Source organism: Shewanella sp. SM87 (assembly GCF_025653705.1).
Taxonomy (GTDB): domain Bacteria; phylum Pseudomonadota; class Gammaproteobacteria; order Enterobacterales; family Shewanellaceae; genus Shewanella; species Shewanella oncorhynchi.
Genome location: NZ_JAKKSC010000003.1, coordinates 35000 through 57742, shown reverse-complemented (window position 1 = coordinate 57742; position 22743 = coordinate 35000). Strand labels below are relative to the sequence as shown.

Genomic DNA, 22743 nt, shown 5'->3' with positions numbered 1-22743 from the left:
TTCAGGCTAAATTTATGGGTAATCCAAGCAGCTTCTCTTCCGGTATGGCATCTAACTCAGTCACATCATCGGCTTTAAATGTTCAGGCGAACACTCCTACGCAAAAACGTGCACTCAGTTACGCCAGTACAATTAAGCAATTATTCGATGAAATTCAAAGCAGTAAAATGCCCGCCGACCGTATTCTGGCCAACTACTTTAGAGAACATAAAAAACACGGCTCGAAGGACCGTAAAGTCATTCGTGAATCCTTATTTAGTCTGTTCCGCTGGTGGGGGTGGTTTCAGCGATTAGGCGATCAGCAAGAATCTGCCGTTTATTTTGCCAGCCTAAGCGCCAGTGCCCTATTGGAAGCCCATGCTTGGCAAGATATCGCCAACGCTTGGCATGAGTTATCGCAATCGCCCATCGATTATCAGCAAGCTCAAGCACTTGCCGTTGAAAGTCTCGACGACAAACTCACGCTAATGCAGCATTTATTTCCCGCGACTGAGTTTAAACCACAGGATTTATTACCCGACTGGTTCTGGCAAGTGTGCCCTGTAGATACGGCGCAGCAAACGCAATTAATTAATGCTATGTCTAGTCGCCCACCGATTTGGGGACGCGCGCAAGGGATCACTAGCCAAGATGCGGCGGCGCAGCTGCAAGCGATAGGTATCGATGCTAGTTATGGTCATTACTTTAACGATGCGATTAACCTTGGCAATAAGAGTATGAATCTTAATGAAATCGCCCTGTATATAGACGGTAACATCGAGATCCAAGATTTGGCTTCACAGGTCATAGGGCAAATTTGCGCGCCAGAACCCGATGCCCATTGGTGGGATGCCTGCAGTGGTGCCGGCGGTAAAACCCTGCAACTGCGGTCTTTGATGCTGACCAAGGCTGCTGATACTCAAACACCCTCTACGGGCAGCATTATATCGTCAGATATTCGCTCCAATGCCCTAGAAGAACTCACTAAACGCGCCCAAAGAGCTCACTTTAACGGTATTAGCGTTGCCCGTTGGAAGAGCGATGCCCTGCCGGTATCTGCGGATCATTTCGATGGTGTGTTAGTCGATGCCCCGTGCAGTTGTACTGGCACTTGGCGACGTAATCCTGATATGCGTTGGTTGGATGGTGTTGAAGCCGTGGCCGATAAAGCCGCGTTACAGCTCGATATTTTAAGCCGCAGTAGCCGCGCAGTTAAAGCGGGCGGCGTACTCGTTTACGCCACGTGTTCCTTGTCGCCGCTCGAGAACCAAGACGTGGTGACGGCGTTTTTACAGCAACATCCAGAGTTCATGCTCACGCCAATACGCAATCCTTTTACGGGTGAACAAACAGAAATGTTGACCGTATGGCCCTTTGAAGCGAATAGTGATGGTATGTTTGTCGCGCGTATGCTGCGCAACAAGTAACACTAACTCATTATTTTGTATCAAAACTTGGCGCCTTTCATTCTGGGCGCCAGTTTCAATCATATAATATAATTTCCGATGATAATTACACTTATCCTTTAATTATCATAAGGATAATCCACATATTCCCCATTGAAATCTCAGATACGGCCATTTCAGTGGCAAGATATAGCCTTTGGACAAAACTTTTCACCATCAGTGATGAAATATTTCGCTTTAGCTTCATCTCACCTTTGGGTAAAAAGATCGGGTGCTGCGAATGGCACAGGTATTTTTGGAATTTTGACCATGTCACACTCCTATGAATTTGACGACGATGATGCGCCATGGGGCGATAACGTCAAAGGTAAGCAAAAGAATAAACGCGTGAAACAGCGCCGCAGAGATACTAAGCGACGTTACTCGGACGATAATACAGAGGTGGATTTCTACCAAAATAAATCGAAGTAACTAAATCTAAGTACCCTTGCTCTCACGGGTTTGTTTTACAAATTCGTTCTGTGCTAAACCTGCCAAATCTGAGCAAGTTGGATAATATCCAACTTGCTACTCAACCCCGTTATCCCCTATCAAATACTTAATCACTCCAGTGTAAAATCAATGGGCTTAATTGCTTATTTGCCCTATGCTTTTTGGGCTATAACTCCCAAATCATTGGACTTACACTGAAATTTAAGGATGAACGCCATGGAAAAACAGCGCCCCGACTTTATTTATCCCCAAGGCAGTATGTTGATGCACTCGCCCTTAGTGCTAAATAAAGCCGATATGTACGGTTTTTTTCTTAAGGGGAAACAGGAAAACCTGCAACGCTCTATCGATAAAACCCTGAATCAAGTTGCCGGTAGCGCAATGTATTTTAAGGTGCTGTCTCCCTACGTACTGACAACCTTCACTCAAATTGAAAAAGCATATTCCGCTTATCCAGAGGACAGAGCTAAGGGCTGGATCCAAGAAACGGACATCATCACTTGGGTCATGGTCGGGCGCCAAGATAGCAGCGACAGTAAACAAATCAGCCAAGTGTATTTTCAGCCGCTACACATTTGGGTGAACGATGCCATGGCCTTAATTAATGGCAGAGAACTCTTTGGTTATCCTAAGTATTTATGTGAATACACTATGCCAGCGGTTGGCGAGCCTCTGACGCGATTATCCCTTGAGACCAAAAGTTTTTTACATTTCTCACCCGAAACCGAACTTGCCCTGCATCCATTAATTGAAGTGAATTGCAATGCCAAACCCGAGGCACAGCTCTCAACCCTTGAAGCGATAACCCAAACTTGGCAACTCTTTAAAGAACAAACCGATTTTATTCCAGAACTTGACCAGCTTGGCGAAGAGCAGCTATTTCATCTGTTATTTAAACCCGCTATCGATCAAGTATTTCTAAAACAGTTCCCCGACTCGTCAGGGCAAAAAGCCATTTATCAAGCCATCGTTGCCGCGCCAGCCCAAGTGAATAAAGTGCACAGTGTTGCCCTGCTAAAAAATGATTTTGTCGCGACCATTTTTGATAATGCCAGCTTCCCGTTAAAAGATACGCTCGGGGTCGAGATTGGTGAGCAGCACGTTTTACTCCCTTACCATGTGAACTTCGATTTTGAAGTGCCGCCCGGCGAGGTATTAGTCGATAACTCCGAAATCAAAAAACAGAAAATAGCCATTCTCGGTGGAGGTGTCGCGGCAATGACAGCAGCCTGTTATCTAACCGATAAACCCGGCTGGCAGAATCAATATGAGATTGATGTCTATCAACTCGGCTGGCGTATCGGTGGTAAAGGGGCAAGTGGCCGCAATGCCGCTATGGGGCAACGCATCGAAGAACATGGTTTACACATCTGGTTTGGTTTCTATCAAAACGCGTTTGCCTTAATGCGCAAAGCGTATGAGGAATTGGATAGGCCAGCAAACGCGCCGCTTGCGACTTTTTTTGATGCCTTTAAACCCCATAACTTCATCGTCTTACAGGAAGAAGTTGATGGCCGTTCTGTAAGTTGGCCAATCACTTTCCCAATGTTACCAGGCATCCCAGGTGATGGCACCGAAACCCTCACCTTCTGGAAAGTCGTTAAAGTCGCCTTTGCGTGGATCAAAGAATGGCTCAAAGACATGGATGACCTGCTCGATGCAGATGAAAATGCCATGGGAACACCTAAAAACTGGCTCGATAGCAGCTGGTTTGAACGCTTAAAAGATAAGTTAGAGGATTCGGTCGAAGATGCCAAAGAATCACTCGACGCGCTCGGTGATAAGCTTGAATGCCATTTTAATCAAATGATTGGCCGCGAGTGCGATGAGCATGTACACAGTGAAAGTGACGATGGTTTTGTAGAATCGGCCGTCGATGCCCTGCATCAAAGACTCGTGAAACGTTTTAGCGGACATTTAGATAATAATGACGAACTGCGCCACTTATATATAGCCGCCGATCTGGGGCTCACGATCCTCAAGGGCATGTTTGCCGACGATGTGTTTGAGAAAGGCTTTGACGCCATCAATGGTTATGATTATCGCGAATGGTTAACCAAACACGGCGCCAGCCTTAAGTACACAGTCGACAGTGCGCTAGTGCGCGGTTTTTACGACTTAGTGTTTGCCTATGAGAAAGGCAACTTCGACAAACCTAATGTCGAAGCGGGCACAATTATCCGCGCTATGCTGCGTATTGCCCTGTGCTATCAAGGTGGCGTGATGTGGAAAATGCAGGCCGGAATGGGTGATGTGGTCTTTACGCCTTTCTACGAAGTACTCAAACGCCGCGGAGTCAATTTCCACTACTTCAATCGAGTTGATAATCTCGAATGCCGTAATCAAAGTATTCAAGCGATTGAGATCACTGAGCAAGTAGCTCTGGCGCCGACTGTCACAAACTACGATCCCTTGGTCGATGTTAAAGGTCTCGCCTGCTGGCCGAGTACGCCCAATTATGAGCAACTTGAGCCTGAACAAGCTGCGCTGCTCAAAGCCCATAATATCAATCTTGAACACTTCTGGAGCGATTGGGACAGCGTATATGAAACGCACTTTGGGAAAGCCCTACCGAAAAAGCGCTTAGTCAAAGGTGTGGATTTCGACAAAGTCATCTTCGGTCTTTCCATAGGTTCTGTGCCCCATGTGGCGAGTGAAGTCATGGCACAAAGCCCAGCCCTCAAGCTTTGCGTTGATAAGGTGCAAACTGTCGCCACTCAAGCCTATCAACTGTGGATGAACCAAGATCTGAATGGGATAGGCTGGCCTAATTACTCTGAAGATGGCGAGGAACCCGTATTATCGGGCTTCACCGAACCCTTCGATACTTGGGCATCAATGAACCAACTGCTAGACAAAGAAGATTGGCGCGGCTTAGAACCTAAAAATGCCAGTTACTTTTGCTCGGCATTGCCTGTCGAGGCCTATCCACCAAGCTCGGATGTAGATTTCCAACAACGGAAAACCTTAGAAGCAAAAGCGGGTGCTATCCATCAACTCAATACCGAAATCCATAAACTTTGGCAAAATGTCGGTGATAGCTTCCCTTGGGAATGGTTACACGATGAACATGACCGTCAAGGTGTTGCCCGTTTCGATAGCCAATATTGGCGCGCAAATGTAGACCCATCCGAGCGTTATGTCTTATCGGTTAAAGACAGCTCGCAGTATCGCATCACGACGGATGGCACAGGGATAGATAACCTGTATATGACGGGCGATTGGATAAAGACAGGCCTTAATGCGGGCTGCGTCGAAGCGGCGACGATGGCGGGAATGCACACTTCAAAAGCGATATCGGGTCATCCTGCGGTGATTAAGGGCGAAAAAGACTTCTAAGCTCGTCCTTAAATCTAGCTAAGTCGCAAACTTGGACACTGCTGAGTCCAAGCAAAATGAAGCTAATAAATCTAAGATAAAAACATAAACGGCGCAGATAAATTCTACGCCGTTTATGTTTTCTAATGTTCTACTAAAACGATTATTTTAACTTTTTCAATAGCTAGCTTAAATGTAGCCTCACATCGACACCGCGAGTATCTGCATACTCTTGACGACGCTTATCCATACGCGATTGATATAAGTGAGTGTCAGCAGAACGCAACCACTCATGGGGATCTGCGACCTCAGTGTTTAACGACATCCCAAAACTACACTGGCACTCTTTAAAACCATGGCTTGCTAATTCTTCACCTAAGCCACTCAAAGCACTCTGTAATAACTGGATACCAGCAGAAGGCGTCACAATCACAAACTCGTCACCACTAATACGATAAACCTTCATGTGCGCTAAGTCTGTTGCTTGCAATAACTGCACTATCAACAGCAATAATCTATCGCCTTCTTGATGGCCGAGTGTTTCATTGACACTTTTCAGACTATCGATATTCAATAGTGCTAACGCCATCGGTTGCACGACTTTATCGGCAAATCCTAATTGTGAGTTCATATATTCGTCAAAGGCATAACGATTACCGACTCGCGTTAATCCATCTAAACGTGCCTTTTCCCATGCAATCGCTAACTCTTCAATATGCGCCTTACGTTCCTCAGCAAGTAATTTCAGCTTATTCGCTAACGCTAAGGACAGTAATAACGCATCAGCCGTACCGCCCATCAGAGTCGCAAGCTCTGCATGTTCAATGAAATCAGGAGTGAGCCCCATATTTCCGGGTAAAATAATCACCGCAGGCAACAGCAAGCAAGTAAAGGCAAGAATAAAATAACGCGCAGGAGCAAAGCCTTTCATCAAGCACACATTACCGCAGGTAATCGCTAAAGCAATCCATAGCATAATCAGTACAGAGGCAATAATTGCCGTATAGGATAACAACCAAATACTGGTCGGCAGAGCCACAATACAGGCAAACATTAAATACTGACTAAGACGCCACAGCCGCGGAGAGTAACTAGGCAACTGCAGGAAGTGCTTGTAAAACATGATATTAAAAATAGGCAAACTGATGAAAAACAGATGATGCAACTCAAGGTAATGGAAATTAAATAAGTGTGCGGGCAAATGGAAAGTCAGTGCCCAGCCACCAAAATAAGCAAATACGTAAAGGCCATAGTAGAGAAAGGCTTTATCAAGAATAGAGATATAAATCAAAATATTATATAAGGCGATAAACAATAATCCGCCTAAACACAGCAGCACTGCCATTGCGAGACGGTCAGACATAAGTTGATGATCCGCCACACTTTGCAAAGCTATCTCAGGGGGAGATGAGTAATAACGACTACTCAGCTTCACCACCAGCCAATAATCCGTGCCCATATTCAAGGTGACCTTACGACCATAATCGAATAAAAACTGGTATGGAGCAGTGTAGCCACTGTGGGCATGTTGTACGCTGCCGTCACTGCCGAGTATCCAATAATCTACGGATTCAATAATCGAATTACTTGCATCCACTACCCAGTTTGATTGACGTTGATTGACCATCACAGGTGTAATCATCCAATAATCGCCACCGGTTAAGCTGACCGAACTAGCTTCGTCGAGTTGTCCCATCCAATGGGGCACGGTTTCAAACCGCTCAGGAGGCTGTTGATCCGCTTTAGCATGGAACAAATACGGGGAGTCCAACGCAATTTCAGCGCTTAATACAGAGGGACTTAATGTCCACAAGAAAAGTAAAAAACACCAAAATAGAGTTTGTTTAAGTTTGTTCATCGGCTTATTTAGTTAAAGGGCCATAGATCATTTTTACAGCTATGAAGAAAATGCTAATGCTGTCAATCTTAGTCGATAGTTGGATTTGTAGGTTAACTTTATGGCTACATTTAGTTTTTTACAATCAGTTAGGCTAAATTAGTCGGATATACCATGCCTTATGATGCTATTTTAGTCTCAAAGTCCAAACTGCGGTATGAAATTCAAGATACACCTTAATACTGACTTATTTTTGCTGGGATCCTATGCAGCCTCTATTGATGATTTTAGCCGCACAACTACTGATTGCCAGCGGTAACCTATTGGTTAAGTTGCTTGAAACCAATGCGCCTGTTTTTCAACTGGTACTCTACAGGCAATTATTTGCCACCCTGCTTGTACTGCCTTTTGTGTGGCACTTACAGGGTAATCTTAAACTGAGTCCTTTTTACAAAGTGCATCTCGCCCGCGCGCTATTGATTGGACTGGGCAACGCCATTTTTATGCTCGCTATTCTGCATCTTCCGCTCGCAACAGTAACAGCGGTGATTTATACCTCACCCTTGTTACTGCTAGTACTATCGGCCATTTTTTTAAATGAACGAATTGGTTATCGACGCACAGTCGCAGGTCTTATCGGCTTTAGCGGTATTTTACTTATCAGTCAACCAACAGAATTTAACCTGTATATAGGTTTAGCCTTTTTCGGTGCCATGACATCAGCGTTGAATAGTTTGATTTTAAAGGCCTATTCGACCCATGAACATCCTTTTTCCATGCTCTTTTGGTCTAATGCCTTTGCGATGATATTTCTGATACCTGCGACCTTGTACGAAGGCGCCGAATTTAGTTTACCAGTGGCGCAAGTGGGGCTGACTTTGGGACTATTTTACATTGCCATGACCTATCTCATCATCCATGCCTATCGACGTGCCGATGCGAGCCAAATGGCACCAGTAGAATATACAGGATTGATTTTTGCAGCCTTGTTAGGCTGGTGGATACTCGATGAAGAACTCAGCCTAGTGATTTTAATCGGTATTGGATTGGTCATTTTCTCATCCATATTGCCAAGCTACAGTGAGCTAAAGGCAAAATGGAAAAGCCGGCGAAGTTAACCTCGGCCGACTCTTTAATTCGACATCACGATCGCAATATAGCTAAATCAATATGCCTTGTGCTTAGAAACGGAATTTACCGCCAATATACACACCATCTTCGAAAGTAAAATTGCGGGCATCATCGTATTCGAAGGCAATCTTGCGGTAACCAACATAAAGTGCCATGTTTGGCGTTATACGGTATTGCACTTTTGAATCCAATTCATAATGACCATCAACATTGCCAAATGACAATACAGACGGTGCATAGTAAGCCGCAGCGTGCAGTGAAATATTGGGCCCCATTGATAGTGCATAACGACCACCAACAGAAACGGCACTGCCATTGGGTGAATAGTCAGACCAAAGCTGGCTTAACTGAGCACCGACCTCAAAGTGATGCACACCCGCATCATGGGTCATGTGCATTGCACCTTGAGCGATATGGCCGCCTTCATCCGCATAGATATAACCCAAAACCGCGTTAGTATCTTTGTTCAATTGCAGTTCTAACTCAGTTGAAACCACATCGTTGTTCAACCCAAGATTAAATTCTGACGCATTCACTTGCAGCGCTGCTGCACTCAATAATAAGACACTTGCTACTCTGAACTTAGCCATAAAAAAACACCTCAATAATGACTGTGGGTAATAGCCGCGGATCATACCGAATAAATAAAGAAAATCAGCCTATTTGCGTATAAAGAGGGATTATTTGCGAGGAATATACAAATGTAAAACAAGATAAAAACACATTAAGATCTAAGTCTTTTCACTTACAACACAATTAGACCGATGGGGTACGATCGCCAACTAAAGACTGCATTATCGCTTCAGCATCGACATTAACGCTTAAAGCTAAGTAATACCAACCCACAGTATTTCCCGTGCCACGGATACTCAAATAATTACGCCAAAACTGAAAACCAGCCTTCAATAAATTAGCTTGACTCGACGTGTTCTCGGCGCGAATAGTCGCATACAAAATCGACATTCCTAGGGCCTTTGCCACCTCAATCCGTTTATGAGTTAACCCTTGTGCTATGCCTTGACGTCGATAATGGGGCGATACCACCAGATAACCCAATTCACCGACAGTGCCTTTATCGACAGTGCCTTTACCGGCTTTTATCGCGGCGCAACCGACAATCTCACCCTCGATAGTTTTCGCTAAGATCACCGCACGGGAATCGAAAAAGACCTGATGATCCAACGGATGAGCATTATCATCACGCCCATCAATTAATTGTGCCGCCAGCGCTAATTCTTCCGGCTTTTTACCTATAACAAACTGAATGTTATTCATATCCAGATTAAACCGTTAATGTTCCCAACATACGGTGAATGCACACCAAATTGCCGTGCATTCATCTTCCAAACTCACCCAAGAACCTACGCTACAGATATAACAACGTCGCCATACCTAAGAAAGTAAAGAAACCCACCACATCGGTCACAGTCGTTAAGATCACTGAACCCGATAACGCCGCATCTTGATTAAACTTCTGCAACACCATAGGCACTATCACCCCAGCAATAGCGGCAACGGCCATATTAATCAATATCGCACAGCCAATCACTATACCTATCGTCGCTTCACCGAACCACCAGCCAGAGACTAAACCTATCACTATCGCCCACAAAAATCCGTTAACTATGCCAATGCCGAGTTCGTTTTTCATTAGCGAAAACAAGTTACCCGCCGAAATCTGTCCCATGGCCATGCCACGGATCATTAGCGTTAGAGACTGGCTCCCCGCGATACCGCCCATAGAAGCGACAATCGGCATCAACACAGCTAATGCAACCACTTGCGATAGGACATTTTCAAATAAACCAATGGTCGCTGAGGCAAGGAAAGCCGTCAGTAAATTGATCCCAAGCCATACTGCACGGCGCTGAGCACCTTTCATAATAGGGGCGAACAAGTCGTCGGATTCATCCATACCCGCTGTTGCCATCAACTGCGCCTCATAATGCTCACGCACTAATGCCGTTGCGGTTCGTAGCGTCACTCGGCCGATTAACTCTCCGGACTCATCAATCACAGGCAATTCAATTTCGCGGCTGTGCTCTATCGCTTCGGCCGCTTCCAAAAGACTCGTATCGGCGGATAACGCACGGCAGTCCTCAGACAAAAGTGAAATCAATAATTCATCGGGATTATGTTTAAAAATATCATAACGACGAACAGTACCTTGATACTTATCCAGATCATCAACGATAAACAAATTGTCGTTACAGTCGAGCTCGATACGGCGAAAGAAGCGCTGAGCTTGAGCAACTGTCGCCTTATCACTGAGCACCAACATTTGATGATCGGTATAACGGCCGATTTCATTCTCAGAGTATTGATCATAAAGTTCGAATCGTTGTCGCTGACGCTCTCCCATCTGAGCCAAGGCACGATCGGTAAAACTTTCAGGAAGATAATCACTCCACTCAATTAAATCTTCTGGGCTTAATTGTGCAAATAACAGATCCACTTCATTGTCAGGCATCCGCTTCAGGATCCCCATACGTGGATCGGCACGCATTAGGCTCAGCACAGTCACTCTGTCAGCAAATTCAACTTGCTGCCAACGCTCGTAACGCTCATCCAAGGGCAAGGATTCAAGCGCTAAGGCTATGGTTCCAGGTTCTGAGTCATTCAGAATTTCACTAAACACTTCAGCCTGTTCTTCGCCTTCAACTTCAGTGAGTTGTTGAACTACTTGCCCCACATCCGCTTGCATGTTTGTTTCGTATTCTGCGTCATTTTCTATCACACAGATGCCCTTTTCTTTAGCCACAAAATTTCTGTAACTATATTGATAATTAAGTAAATTAGCAAACCCACAAAATAAATTGCGCGCAATTATATTGCTGAAAATTATTTTAAGGTTTATGCTGTTTGGCTAAGATCCTACGGAGGTGAACATGACTACGAATATATACAGCCAATCAGCAACAGACATTCGAGGCAACGCGGTAAGCTTAGAGCAGTATCGGGGCAAAGTACTCTTAATCGTCAACACCGCCAGTGAATGTGGATTTACACCGCAATACAAAGGATTAGAAGCGCTATATCAAAAATACAAAGATCAAGGATTAGTGATTTTAGGCTTTCCTTGCAATCAATTTGGCGCCCAAGAAAAAGCCGATGAACAAGGCATTCAAGCCTTTTGTGAATTGAATTTTGGCGTGACGTTTCCGCTATTTTCTAAAATAGAAGTGAATGGCGAACATACCCATCCACTTTATCAATACCTTAAGAAAGCCGCTCCCGGCGTATTAGGCACTCAAGGTATTAAATGGAATTTCACTAAATTTTTAGTTAATCGCCAAGGCGAAGCAATCGAAAGATTTGCATCAACGACCAAACCCGAAGCATTAGAAAGTAAAATTGCTGCTTTGCTAAAATAATTTAATCACTATCTATTTGAAATCTTGCAGTTTATAAAAATTTAGATTTATTTTAATTTTTTTATGGAACTTTAACCGTACAAGGCCCCTCAAATGTATTGAACAGTGAATGTCTTTTTCATATTCATCATCTCCCTGGGGCTTCTAGCGCAGCCCCCTTGACCTAGGAATAGGTCATTAGGCAACCATTAGGTTGCCTTTTTTTTATCCCTTTATTTTATATGTAAAATAAATGTAACAACTAAGTGTGAGCACTCAATATCTCTCAAAAACTTTTTTTGTCTTTTTTCTGATATCGGTGAACTTAATTAAAAATGGCGACTCTGAGTATAGGTAAGGATTAACGGATAAGATTAAATGCACCTTGAGAATGAAATATGTGAAGTCGCAGTTTCATGCACTCAAATGACACAGTTTCTGTTTTATCGCATTGAGTCGAATTGGTTGGTCGTTCATCATCATCTCCCTTTTGGGGCACAATAGAAAACACGCTAGCGCACTGAATTCTATTTGTATCCCGCACTGATTTCCTTGTGGCAACCTTAGGTTGCCATTTTTTTTGCTCAAATTTCAACAAGTGCTAACGCTAGCTCATAGATTAATAAATCTGGCACGCGTTTAATTTTTATCCCCATGATTTTAATGTAAAACAAATGTAACACTTAAGTGTAAGCACTCAGTATTCCCCAGAAAATGCCCCAGAAAATCTTTTTGAAACTTTTTAGGATTTTTTTCTGATATCAGTGAACTTAATTAAAAATGGCGACTCTGAATATAGGTAAGGATTAACGGATAAGATTAAATGCACCTTGAGAATGAAATATGTGAAGTCGCAGTTTCATACCCTCAAATGACACAGTTTCTGTTTTATCGCATTGAGTCGAATTGGTTGGTCGTTCATCATCATCTCCCTTTTGGGACACAATAGAAAACACGCTAGCGCATTGAATTCTATTTGTATCCCGCACTGATTTCTTTGTGGCAACCCATAGGTTGCCATTTTTTTTACCTAAATTTCTATAAGCTGAGTGATTTGTCCAATTGAACTTGAATCGAAGGATGATAGCCTGCACGCGCCTTTGTATAGATGTCTTTTAATTCAGAGTGATATCCCGCAATTTGTAACTCAGCATAGAGTGGCCGCACAAATTTACCACGTCCAATACGCACTAAATAGGCACTTAATGCCGGCAACACAGGATCATAATGATTACGAATCGCGACTCGAAACCAATCACAGGCAATTTCTACATTAGTCGATTGGGTTAATTGGAAGGTTTCATCCAGATCCATCAATTGAACTTGACTAACGACTTCAGGTAATTGGGTCAGAAAATATTGCCAATGGTGCACTCGCCAATCTTTAACGCTTAACCGACCCGCTGCCGTTCCCTGTAGAAAACACGCCAGCGCATCATCGACTTTATCTAAACTCATGGATGTTGGTCCGCAATAGCCCTCAGGTAAGCCTTCACCATAAATCCACGTTAATAGTTCAGCTTCAGTGATTTTATCTGCATGTAATTGCTGTAAAGTTTGTTTTGCGTACTCGACAAACACTTCGGTGGTAATGGCTTTAAACGCAAAATGATTCACATAAGTGAGTAAAAATTTATCAAATTCTACTCGCCCTAGCCTGCGCTCTAAATCATGGACAAACATCGAAGCCTTATCATAAGTAAAACGATTAAAGGCAAGATTAGGATCGTCCTGCTGCACATTAGCGGGTAAAGTTTGCTTATCCTTAGGCAAAGACGCTATTTCTTCTTTTAAGCGACCAAACTCTATTACCCATTCTAATTCTGCCTGTTCTTTGCCGTAGACAGCCTCGACAATACGGTTAGTAAAATAGGTCGTGAAACCTTCGTTTAACCAGAGATCACGCCAAGTCGCATTACTGACCAAATTGCCCGTCCAAGAATGCGCTAACTCATGGGCAACGGTTGACACTAAGCTTTTATCACCAGCAATGAGTGTGGGCGTTAAAAAGGCTAAACGCGGATTCTCCATTCCACCGAATGGGAAACTCGGCGGCAAGATAATCATGTCATAGCGGCCCCATACGTAAGGACCTAACAATGACTCGGCAACGTCGAGCATGTATTCAGTATCTTCAAACTCTTTTGCGGCGGCCGCTAGCATGCTCGGCTCGGTATACACGCCGCATCTTGGACCTATCGCTTGAAAGGCAATATCACCCACAGCCAAGGCCATTAAATGGGTCGGAATAGGCTGTTCCATCTCAAAGTGAAACACACCATTAAGTGGCGTATCGGGATGATTCATCGCGCTCATAACGGCGCGCATGCCTTTGGGCACTTGCACCTTAGCATCAAAAGTGATCCGCGCCTTAGGCGTATCTTGTAATGGGATCCAACTACGGGCATTGATCGGTTGCGATTGACTAAAGAGGTAAGGTAACTGTTTACCCGCGGTTTGCTCAGGCACTAGCCACTGTAATCCTTGGGCGGACGGAGAGGTTTGATAGTGAATACAAACCTGCTTGCAAAGAAATGCAGGTAAAGTGATACACAATTTTTGCCCGAGTATGGGGTCAGCTTCATTAAGCACAAAGTCGAGCGGTTCTTCATCCATTTCTGTTAATGCATTCACCCCCTTTGTAGCATTAAAGCAAGTCACAGCAAGTATGGTTAGATCTCGACTATCAAGCCAAAGCTCTGTTACATCACACTCAAGAAAATCCAAGGACAGCGTCGCTTTAGCGAAAAGACGCTGCGCGTCAAAATCCACCATGACATACAAAGAGACATGGGTCACTTGCACTTGTTCGGTATTCGCAAAAGAATGGTAATCTCGGGTTAAATCCCAAGGGGCTACATCAGCTAATGTACTCTTAGTTGGTTGCAACACTGTCGCCTCGATATTCAAGTTTTGAGCGGTATGTTCTAAATAGTGGGTTATGAGTTACCTTGCTGTGGTGACGGGCTTGATAACTTATCACTAATCATTGGGAGGTATTATCGACTGCAAATTTACTCAGAGGCAAATCGTAACTGAGCTTTAAAGATCCTTAGGAACAAGTTTTTTGTAACAGTTCATCTTTAGGTGTAGGTACCGAGTTTGCAATAAGTTGTCCCTAGCTTGCTGGATTTATCGGTAGCCACAGTAGAAGCCGCTAAAATTGAGACGTGCAAACTTAGCAAAAATCGAGTCAGCCTCTTTTTATAAAAACAAAATGCAAAATTATTTAAAATATTTCGCACTTTCCCTGAACTAATTTGATGATGCTGAGTCAGATATTATGAACCGAATCTTTGTAATGAGTTTCTTCGTTCATCATCATTCTCCTTTAGATGGTTTCTAGCGCGACCGTCCCAAGATTCCGAATTGGAATTTACAGCAACCTACTTAGGTTGCTTTTTTTATGTCTTTAATTTGGTCTAAACCTGACATCATTACACATTTAAAACCACAAAAACAAAAAGGACCTCCTAAGAGGTCCTTGATTAACAAGCCGTTTGGCTTACAAGCGAATACCTACTTGCTCTAAATCTTTAGCAACTACGCTATTAGGCACAGGTACGTAACCGTCTTTTTCTACCACTTGCTGACCTTGCTTAGACAACACATAACGCAGGAATTCTTTTTCCATTGGTGCTAAGTCTTTGTTTGGTTGCTTGTTCACGTAAACGTATAAGTAACGTGATAGTGGGTAAGTACCATTAGCCGCGTTTTCAGCTGTAGCTTCGATAAACTCATTGCCTTTCTTAGCGATGGCAACAGCTTTAACACCTGCAGTTTTGTAACCGATACCTGAGTAGCCAATCGCATTCAGAGATTGAGAAACAGATTGCACAACAGAAGCTGAACCAGGTTGCTCGTTTACGTTAGCTTTAAAGTCACCTTTACAAAGCGCGTGCTCTTTAAAGTAACCGTAAGTGCCCGATACTGAGTTGCGACCGTAAAGTTGAACGTCTTTGGCAGACCAGTTACCGTCTAAGCCTAAATCGCCCCAACGTTGGATGTCACTGCTACCGCATTTGTGAGTAGAAGAAAAAATACCATCAACTTGCTCAACGTTTAAGCCTTTGATTGGGTTATCTTTGTGTACGAATACGGCTAAAGCATCGATAGCTACACGAATCGCAGTTGGCTTATAACCAAAATGCTTTTCGAATGCTTCAACTTCATTAGGCTTCATCTTACGGCTCATAGGACCGAACTGTGAAGTGCCTTCAGTCAACGCTGGTGGCGCAGTAGAAGAACCCGCCGCTTGGATCTGAATGTTGACGTTAGGGTACATTTGTTTAAATTCTTCTGCCCAAAGTGTCATCATGTTGGCTAAGGTATCTGACCCTACAGATGATAAGTTGCCAGATACACCGCTCGCTTTTTCATAAGTAGGCAGAGATGGATCAATCGATGCCATCGCAGTGGCAGAGAATACACCAGCGGCTGTTAGAGTAATCGCGCCGACAAGCTTTTTCAGTTTCATTATGTGCTCCAGTAGTAAGCTAACTAATTTGTAACTTAAGTTTCTTCAGACGCAGCCAGTATCAATCGCTACAATGACAATTCTATGTCCGTGATATGACACTTAAATGACAATGCACTATTTATCGCTTTTTTCTGTCATTTATTAAAGACTCAATAAATCTAGAAATAAAAACAGGCCCTAATGGCCTGTTTTTATTATTTATTGTAAATATTTCACTCACACATACTATTTCTTACGTTCGATAAGATGCAAAGGGATAATAAAGCTAAAAGTACTGCCTTTACCGACTTCACTGCTGATTTTAAGCTTACTGTGATGGTGGTTAAGCGCATGTTTTACTATCGCTAAACCTAAACCACTACCACCAGTTTGCCTTGAGCGCGCACTGTCTACCCGATAAAAGCGTTCCGTTAATCGACCAATATGCTGAGCCGCAATACCTTCACCCGTATCCGTTACGCTAAAGATGGCACCCGTAGCCACACTGCACCACTGCACTGTAATTTTCCCGCCAGGTTCTGTGTAACGAATCGCATTAGAAATCAAGTTAGAACAGGCACTTCTCAGCTGTAATTCATTGCCGTGAGAATCAAGTCCAGGCTCACAATAGAAACTCAATTCATACTTATCTTGTGCCAGCGCCTTAGCTTCCTCCTTGAGCACCTCCATCAACTGCGTCATATTCACAGTGTTTTCGAGGTTAATATCCGCCGCATCTTCAATTCGCGATAACATCAATAGCTGTTCGACCATAGATTGCATTCGTCGTGTCTGCTGCTGCATCAATGCTAACGGCTTGACGTTCATCGAATCAGGCTCAGCCATGCTTTGCATCATTTCGAGGTAACCCTGTAGCACAGTGAGCGGCGTTTTTAATTCATGCGACACATTGGCGACAAACTCTTTTCGCATCCCCTCAAGCTGACGTATACGAGTGATATCCCGCGCAATTAACAGTAGCTGCCTGTCACCGTAAGCCATGATACGGATTTCAAGCAAACGCCTATCCGATACCGGCGAAGGTAACTCCAGCGGCTCTTTGTATTGTGCGGATTTAATGTAAGCAGAAAAATCAGGATGACGAATTAAATTATCGATTCGTTGACCATTATCCTGTGGCCACACAAAACCGAGAATGAGTTGCGCTAACTTGTTACACCATAAAATATTATGCTCTGAATCAAGCACGACAGCGGCATCGGGTAACGCCTCAGCACCTTGACGAAATCGTGCCAGCAGTGCGGCCAGTTGACCGACTCGTCGACGATTCTTCCCTTGAAGGCGATAAATACCGTTAAATACACCTTCCCAGCTCCCACTGCCCTGCGGCGGCGTGAGTTTTCTATCCCGCCATAACCAAAAGTTAAGCCGCGATAATTGTCGGTAATGCCAGCAAACTAACCCTAGCGTGCCGATAAAGAGTATCCAGAGAAGTTTCCCTACCAATAAACCTATTAGCGCGCAAAGCAGTAGATATAAACCTAAGCGCGTAAACAACCGATACCCTGAATAAGAGTCAGACATAAATAAACCCAAACATCAGGCTAAATAAGAGGAGCACAAGATAGCGTAAAAGCTAACTTGTGCCTAACAGTTATTCAGCACTAAATGCGTGTAGAGAAACGATAACCAGCGCCACGAACCGTTTGGATCAAGCGATCATGACCAGACTCTTCAACGGCTTTACGAAGGCGTCTGATATGCACGTCAACGGTTCTGTCTTCAACATACACATTGGTGCCCCACACATTATCGAGCAGCTGTTCACGGCTGTAAACACGCTCAGGATGGGTCATGAAAAAGTGTAATAAACGAAATTCGGTTGGGCCCATATCTAATACAGTTTCACCCACACTCACCCTGTGACTCACAGGATCGAGCATTAAGCCCTGTACATCAATGGTTTCTTCTAAACGAGTCGGTGCACTACGACGCAATACAGCTTTAATACGTGCGACCAGCTCTTTAGGGGAAAAAGGTTTAGTGATGTAATCATCGGCGCCAACTTCGAGGCCTTTGACTTTATCTTCCTCTTCACCGCGGGCGGTTAACATAATGATCGGAATTTGGCGCGTAAACTCATCTTGCTTTAAGCGTTTCGCCAATTGAATACCACTTCCGCCAGGAAACATCCAATCCAATAAAATCAGATCGGGGTAAGGCTCCTTTAGCAGCGCAATGGCCGAATCAAAATCTTCCGCCGCAGAGGTGGTAAACCCATGCTGTTCCATTACAAAAGTCAGCATCTCGCGGATGGCCAACTCGTCTTCTACTATCAATATCCTTGCAGTCATAAGTGATTTTCTGTCAGTGAATGTCAACACGGCTATTATTAGTCATTTTTATTACAGATTTATGAATAAGTGCGCCGCTTGAGCCATATAGTAGTAATATTTGTCATAATAAGTTTATATAACTGTTTGTTTATAGCAATAAAAAAGGAGGCTGCATGCCTCCTTAATTAAACCTTGATACCGGATTTAGAATTTGTGTTCTAAACCAACACCAATGTATTTGTCATCATCAGAAGAAGCTTCGAATGAACGATTAGTGTAGAAAGCTAATAATTTCGTTGGCTTACCTAAGCTGTAATCGGCACCCACTGACCATGAATCACCTTTGTCTTCCATATCTTGGAATTGTGCTTTCAAAGTGACTGCCTTGATATCATAAGCCGCACTGAACAGGTAACCGTTAACGCTATCAGTCGTCACCGGCAGTTCGTCTTTATAGGTCTCTTCCTGCTGCTGGTACATACCACCTAAGGTGAAACCAGCGATTTTACCTTGTACCGTAGCACGAATAATTTCATAACCTTTAACATCTGAATCGTAAGCGATAGCCGCATAGAAAGCTGATTCTTTCAGTTTAGCGTCACCGTACATGGCCGCTAAGCTGAAGCCGTCTTGACCTTGTTGATTGGCATCGCCTTCCGCCACATAGGTTGCGCCGAAGACGAAACCACCAAATGAAGGTGTTAAATAAGTTGCCGTTTGGCTTAAACGGTTTTCGCCTTTGAACAGGACTTTAATGTCGCCAGTTTCATATAAATCGTTGAATTGGTCAACGCCACCTTGAGAGGTTTTCAGCAGGGTGTCGTTACGACCCACAGAGAACGAACCAAAGGAGCCTTTCAGGCCGACGAATTGATTACGGGCTGTGAAGTTGTTGCTAGTCTCAGCGCCAGTATCAACTTCATATTCAATAGTATAGAAGGCTTGTAACGAGCTAGACAGTTCGAAATCACCCTTCACACCAAAACGAGAAGCATTACTTTGAATAGTTGTTGTAGCATCACCTTGCTCATCATTCGATTGAGCAGTGACATTCAACTTACCATAAACAGTCAGCGGCTCAGCGGCATAAGCTGAAGCCAGAGTTGTAGAAGCTAGCGCAGAAGCGAGTAGAGTTTTACAAAAAACGTTCATCATTTCATCCTTTCGACGTTATGTTCGTCTTGGTTATTGGTTTGGAACGACCGAAAGTTTGCAATGAATGTGTTTCAATTTTATTTCAATTGTGACCATTAACGTTGGCGTGCAAAAAAGCTGACGCGAAGCCAGGCATAAAACCCAGTAAAAATGCGGGCTGCAGCTAAGCTAATTATTATGTTACAGTTTAATGAATTCTGATCCTCAGTTAAAAATCAGCTATTGAACACAGGTTTACCCCGCCCAAACTATGCCGTAAACTGCCACTTTAATTTTCAATGGGCGCCTCTTATGTGGTTTAAAAATCTTACTCTTTATCGTTTCAATAAACCTTTTGCCGTCGAAACCGAAGCGCTAGAAACTGCGTTGGCCGATTTCACTTTTTCCCCCTGCTCAAGCCAAGATGTCAGTAAATTTGGTTTCTCAAATGCGTTAGGCAAAAAAGGCAGTTCTTTGGTCCATAGCGCTGACAATCGCCATCTGATCTGCGTGACTAAAGAAGAGAAAATTCTGCCAGGCCAAGTCATCAAAGAAGCCTTAGAAGAAAAAGTGGCTCTCATTGAAGATGAAGAAAATCGTAAACTGGCGAAAAAAGAAAAAGATGCGCTAAAAGATGAAATCATCACTAGCCTGCTGCCACGCGCTTTCTCGCGCCGAAGCCAAACCCACGCCTTGATTTTGCCTGAGCTAGAAATGATCCTCGTTGATAGTTCAAGTGCCACTAAGGCCGAAGAATTATTAGCGTTATTACGTAAAGCTCTCGGCAGTTTACCTGTGATCCCACTGAGCTTTAAAGCGCCAGTCGAATCCAATTTAACTGAATGGTTAAAACTTGGCTGCGCGCCATTACCCTTTGAAATGCAAGACGAAGCCGAGCTAAAATCTGAAGCTGATGAAGGCGGAATTGTGCGCTTTAAGCAGCAGGATTTGAAAGAAGACGAAGTGTTAGCTCACTTAGCAACAGGTAAGCAAGTACACAAGTTAGCGCTGCATTTCGGCCAATCAATTGCACTATTATTGCAATCAGATGCTAGCGTGAAGCGCCTTAAATTCTCTGAAGAATTTAGAGCTGGGAACGATGAAGTCGGCACTGACGATCCTATGGCTCGTTTAGATGCAGACTTTGCCCTAATGGGCAGCGAGTTAGTCGCCTTGATGCATGCACTCGTGGCCGCCCTTGGTGGACTCGAAGACGCACAAGTTTAAGCAAAACTCGTTAAGCAGACGAGAGCTACGACTCGCTTGTTAGACTGAGCCGTACAAGATAAGAAAAGGCGCCCCATCAAAATAATGGTTGCGCCATTTTTATGACGATTTTACTTTAGGTGGCTTTAAGACAAAGGCATTTAGATGCTAAAGATGAAGCCCTAACCACATTAAGCTTTAGTTGCTAACTCGCCTTTATTGTCAAACGGCCAATCAATGCCTAACCAAGTCTTGAAGAAAGCTTTTTGCTGTTTAGTCGCTTTTGCATCCCCCTTGAGCACTAGCTTACCGCTTTGCTGCTCGCCAAGGATGAGCTGTACTTGCTTGATTTTATCGTTGCTAAATAATATCACCTCTACACTATCGCCAACCTTAAAGTCTTTGATGCGCTTATAGAAACCCGCAGCAGTCACCTTGAGACCATTAATCGCTAATACTTCATCCCCCGCAACTATGCCCGCTTGCCAAGCAGGACCATTACGCAACACTTGGTCTAACACTAAAGAGCCATGGGTACTCCTCAAGGTCATTCCCGCAAATGCCTCAGCTTTTGAATCTTTACCATAGGACAGATTTAACCCTGCCTGTGATAATAACTCTGGGAAATCTAAACTCATGGGACGATTCACATTGGCTTGCCACCAAGGTGCATAATCTTTGCCGGATAAGTCTTTAAGAATATACTGAACATCACTAACACCATAGCCTTTTGGTACGCGATGTTCTTGATATAAACGACGGTGCACATCGCGATATGAATACTTAAGTTCGGAGTCTTGCAGTAATGAAAAATCTAAGGCTAAAGAGGTTAAGTAACCCTCTGAGTAAATATTTACACTGTGGTTAATGGCATAATCGCCACTGATACTGCTCCACTCCCCAGTACTCGCCTCTGCCACAGATTGAGTTTCACGACCCGGATTGAGTTGGTTTTTCTCGACGCGCTTGGCTAAATCTTCGAGGAACTCTTTAGCTGTTATCACTCCAGCCCGCAACAGCAACTGATCTTGAAAATAACTGGTAGAACCTTCAGCCATCCACAGTAATTCCGTCATATTTTCATGTTGATAATCATAGGGAACTAATCCCTCGGGGCGATAAGCCTTCACGTTCCAGGTATGGATAAACTCATGGGATGCAGTGCTAATAAAGCGCAGGTAGTCCTTGCGTTCACGGAAACTAAAGCGCGGCAGTTGAATGACAGTAGAGTTTAAATGTTCTGTCGCGCCACTGGCACCACTCGTTGCATGCACCATATAAACGTAACGATCAAAAGGATAATCATCCCAAATCACCTTAGCTTGACCGCTTAAGGCTTTAAGATCTTTTACTATTTTGTCCGTGTCATAGTTACCTTCCCCCCAAAACACCAATTCATAGTTTTTACCATTAGCACTAAATTGTTTATGAGTACTCACACCAGTTTCAATCGGGGAGTCGATCAACACATCATAATTAGGGGCAATAAAGGAATGAGCGGCCTTACCCGATGACATCCCAGAGTAACTTTGCCAATTTTTAGGCACTTTTAATTCTACGGATATTGGTTCAGAGCGAAATTGCGGACTGTACATGAACACACCGCTAGCATCCAAATAGGCATGGCTCGCGTCAATATGGCGCACCCTTTGGCCTAATTCATTAGCGTACAATTGATAACTGACGGTAACACGGGTTGGCTGCGTGAGCGCCACTTGCCATTCACCGCTCGCGGTGCGCTTCCATCGCAGTTCATGACCTTGACTATCTTTAGCACTAAATAAGCGCACACCATCGGCCAAAGGCAATACTTGATATTTGCCCGTCCGCCACACAGGGAGATTCACCGTAAAATCGTTCGTCTTCACTTCAGGAAAAGTGACACTCACTTGGGCAATATGGTGTTCGGGTTTAATAAGGTCGATTTGGTATTTCACATCGGCCAATACTTGACCCGAAAATAATGCGCTTAATATCAAGATTGATAGTCTGTTGGGTTTCACTCTTGCTTCCTTCTGTTATTATGCTTCTTATGATTTTTCCAAGTATAACAAGTCGATGTAGCATCCTCATTAGGCGCTAACAAAAGCTAACAAAATAAGTTCCTTGACTAAAGGAATGAGGAATCACA

The 22743-nt window shown here is 43.8% G+C and carries 16 protein-coding genes; 6 read left to right on the top strand and 10 right to left on the bottom strand.

Features of this window, described 5'->3' with window-relative positions; translation table 11 throughout:
• Positions 1-14 precede the first annotated feature (14 nt).
• From L5M11_RS03260 to L5M11_RS03250, 3 genes are all read left to right on the top strand, one after another.
• Entirely contained in the window at positions 15-1406 is a 1392-nt protein-coding gene (locus L5M11_RS03260; RefSeq protein ID WP_263191332.1) for an RsmB/NOP family class I SAM-dependent RNA methyltransferase, read from the top strand.
• 288 nt (positions 1407-1694) lie between these two features.
• Entirely contained in the window at positions 1695-1856 is a 162-nt protein-coding gene (locus L5M11_RS03255) for a hypothetical protein (RefSeq protein WP_006080915.1), read from the top strand.
• A 237-nt stretch (positions 1857-2093) separates the two neighbouring features.
• Positions 2094-5216, top strand: coding sequence for an NAD(P)-binding protein (locus tag L5M11_RS03250; protein WP_263191331.1), 3123 nt, complete (start codon positions 2094-2096; stop codon positions 5214-5216).
• Between the two features lie 163 nt (positions 5217-5379).
• Here L5M11_RS03250 and L5M11_RS03245 read toward each other — a convergent pair whose 3' ends face one another.
• Positions 5380-7053, bottom strand: coding sequence for a diguanylate cyclase (locus L5M11_RS03245; protein WP_263191330.1), 1674 nt, complete (start codon positions 7051-7053; stop codon positions 5380-5382).
• A gap of 245 nt (positions 7054-7298) precedes the next feature.
• On the opposite strand from L5M11_RS03245, the gene L5M11_RS03240 reads away from it, so the two are divergent.
• A complete protein-coding gene (locus L5M11_RS03240; RefSeq protein ID WP_105249758.1) occupies positions 7299-8150 on the top strand; it encodes a DMT family transporter in 852 nt (283 codons plus the stop codon).
• 63 nt (positions 8151-8213) lie between these two features.
• On the opposite strand, the gene L5M11_RS03235 is transcribed toward L5M11_RS03240, so the two are convergent.
• The 3 genes from L5M11_RS03235 to L5M11_RS03225 form a co-directional block, all read right to left on the bottom strand.
• Positions 8214-8753, bottom strand: a complete 540-nt coding sequence (locus tag L5M11_RS03235) for a YfaZ family outer membrane protein (protein ID WP_028760670.1) — start codon at positions 8751-8753, stop codon at positions 8214-8216.
• Between the two features lie 166 nt (positions 8754-8919).
• The gene (locus tag L5M11_RS03230; RefSeq protein WP_263191328.1) at positions 8920-9438 is read right to left on the bottom strand and encodes a GNAT family N-acetyltransferase; all 519 of its coding nucleotides are present in this window, start codon (positions 9436-9438) and stop codon (positions 8920-8922) included.
• A gap of 91 nt (positions 9439-9529) precedes the next feature.
• On the bottom strand, positions 9530-10900 hold the full coding sequence (locus L5M11_RS03225; RefSeq protein ID WP_028760672.1) for a magnesium transporter: 1371 nt from the start codon (positions 10898-10900) through the stop codon (positions 9530-9532).
• A gap of 151 nt (positions 10901-11051) precedes the next feature.
• Here L5M11_RS03225 and L5M11_RS03220 point away from each other — a divergent pair, with 151 nt between their 5' ends.
• Positions 11052-11537, top strand: coding sequence for a glutathione peroxidase (locus L5M11_RS03220; RefSeq protein ID WP_263191326.1), 486 nt, complete (start codon positions 11052-11054; stop codon positions 11535-11537).
• A gap of 1017 nt (positions 11538-12554) precedes the next feature.
• Here the strand turns inward: L5M11_RS03220 and L5M11_RS03215 are convergent.
• The 5 genes from L5M11_RS03215 to L5M11_RS03195 form a co-directional block, all read right to left on the bottom strand.
• The gene (locus L5M11_RS03215) at positions 12555-14408 is read right to left on the bottom strand and encodes a M1 family metallopeptidase (protein WP_263191324.1); all 1854 of its coding nucleotides are present in this window, start codon (positions 14406-14408) and stop codon (positions 12555-12557) included.
• A 613-nt stretch (positions 14409-15021) separates the two neighbouring features.
• Positions 15022-15993, bottom strand: coding sequence for a PstS family phosphate ABC transporter substrate-binding protein (locus L5M11_RS03210; protein ID WP_131522972.1), 972 nt, complete (start codon positions 15991-15993; stop codon positions 15022-15024).
• A gap of 228 nt (positions 15994-16221) precedes the next feature.
• Positions 16222-17520: a phosphate regulon sensor histidine kinase PhoR gene (phoR, locus tag L5M11_RS03205; protein WP_105249762.1), complete on the bottom strand. Its 1299-nt coding sequence runs from the start codon at positions 17518-17520 to the stop codon at positions 16222-16224.
• 80 nt (positions 17521-17600) lie between these two features.
• Positions 17601-18290, bottom strand: coding sequence for a phosphate regulon transcriptional regulator PhoB (phoB, locus tag L5M11_RS03200; RefSeq protein ID WP_006085167.1), 690 nt, complete (start codon positions 18288-18290; stop codon positions 17601-17603).
• Between the two features lie 186 nt (positions 18291-18476).
• Positions 18477-19427 carry a porin gene (locus L5M11_RS03195; protein WP_011918961.1) on the bottom strand — a complete coding sequence of 317 codons (951 nt, stop codon included), beginning with the start codon at positions 19425-19427 and terminating at the stop codon, positions 18477-18479.
• Positions 19428-19718: 291 nt separating this feature from the next.
• Here L5M11_RS03195 and rdgC point away from each other — a divergent pair, with 291 nt between their 5' ends.
• Entirely contained in the window at positions 19719-20633 is a 915-nt protein-coding gene (rdgC, locus tag L5M11_RS03190) for a recombination-associated protein RdgC (RefSeq protein WP_263191321.1), read from the top strand.
• A gap of 170 nt (positions 20634-20803) precedes the next feature.
• Here the strand turns inward: rdgC and L5M11_RS03185 are convergent, their stop codons facing one another.
• Entirely contained in the window at positions 20804-22615 is a 1812-nt protein-coding gene (locus tag L5M11_RS03185) for a M61 family metallopeptidase (protein WP_263191318.1), read from the bottom strand.
• Positions 22616-22743: the final 128 nt, after the last annotated feature.

Excerpts from the sequence above, each read along its gene's own strand:
- phoR (WP_105249762.1), bottom strand. The coding sequence starts at position 17,520 with ATGTCTGACTCTTATTCAGGGTATCGGTTGTTTACGCGCTTAGGTTTA.
- L5M11_RS03230 (WP_263191328.1), bottom strand. The coding sequence starts at position 9,438 with ATGAATAACATTCAGTTTGTTATAGGTAAAAAGCCGGAAGAATTAGCG.
- rdgC (WP_263191321.1), top strand. The coding sequence starts at position 19,719 with ATGTGGTTTAAAAATCTTACTCTTTATCGTTTCAATAAACCTTTTGCC.
- L5M11_RS03235 (WP_028760670.1), bottom strand. The coding sequence starts at position 8,753 with ATGGCTAAGTTCAGAGTAGCAAGTGTCTTATTATTGAGTGCAGCAGCG.
- L5M11_RS03245 (WP_263191330.1), bottom strand. The coding sequence starts at position 7,053 with ATGAACAAACTTAAACAAACTCTATTTTGGTGTTTTTTACTTTTCTTG.
- L5M11_RS03255 (WP_006080915.1), top strand. The coding sequence starts at position 1,695 with ATGTCACACTCCTATGAATTTGACGACGATGATGCGCCATGGGGCGAT.
- L5M11_RS03220 (WP_263191326.1), top strand. The coding sequence starts at position 11,052 with ATGACTACGAATATATACAGCCAATCAGCAACAGACATTCGAGGCAAC.
- L5M11_RS03240 (WP_105249758.1), top strand. The coding sequence starts at position 7,299 with ATGCAGCCTCTATTGATGATTTTAGCCGCACAACTACTGATTGCCAGC.
- L5M11_RS03260 (WP_263191332.1), top strand. The coding sequence starts at position 15 with ATGGGTAATCCAAGCAGCTTCTCTTCCGGTATGGCATCTAACTCAGTC.
- L5M11_RS03250 (WP_263191331.1), top strand. The coding sequence starts at position 2,094 with ATGGAAAAACAGCGCCCCGACTTTATTTATCCCCAAGGCAGTATGTTG.
- L5M11_RS03195 (WP_011918961.1), bottom strand. The coding sequence starts at position 19,427 with ATGATGAACGTTTTTTGTAAAACTCTACTCGCTTCTGCGCTAGCTTCT.
- L5M11_RS03210 (WP_131522972.1), bottom strand. The coding sequence starts at position 15,993 with ATGAAACTGAAAAAGCTTGTCGGCGCGATTACTCTAACAGCCGCTGGT.
- phoB (WP_006085167.1), bottom strand. The coding sequence starts at position 18,290 with ATGACTGCAAGGATATTGATAGTAGAAGACGAGTTGGCCATCCGCGAG.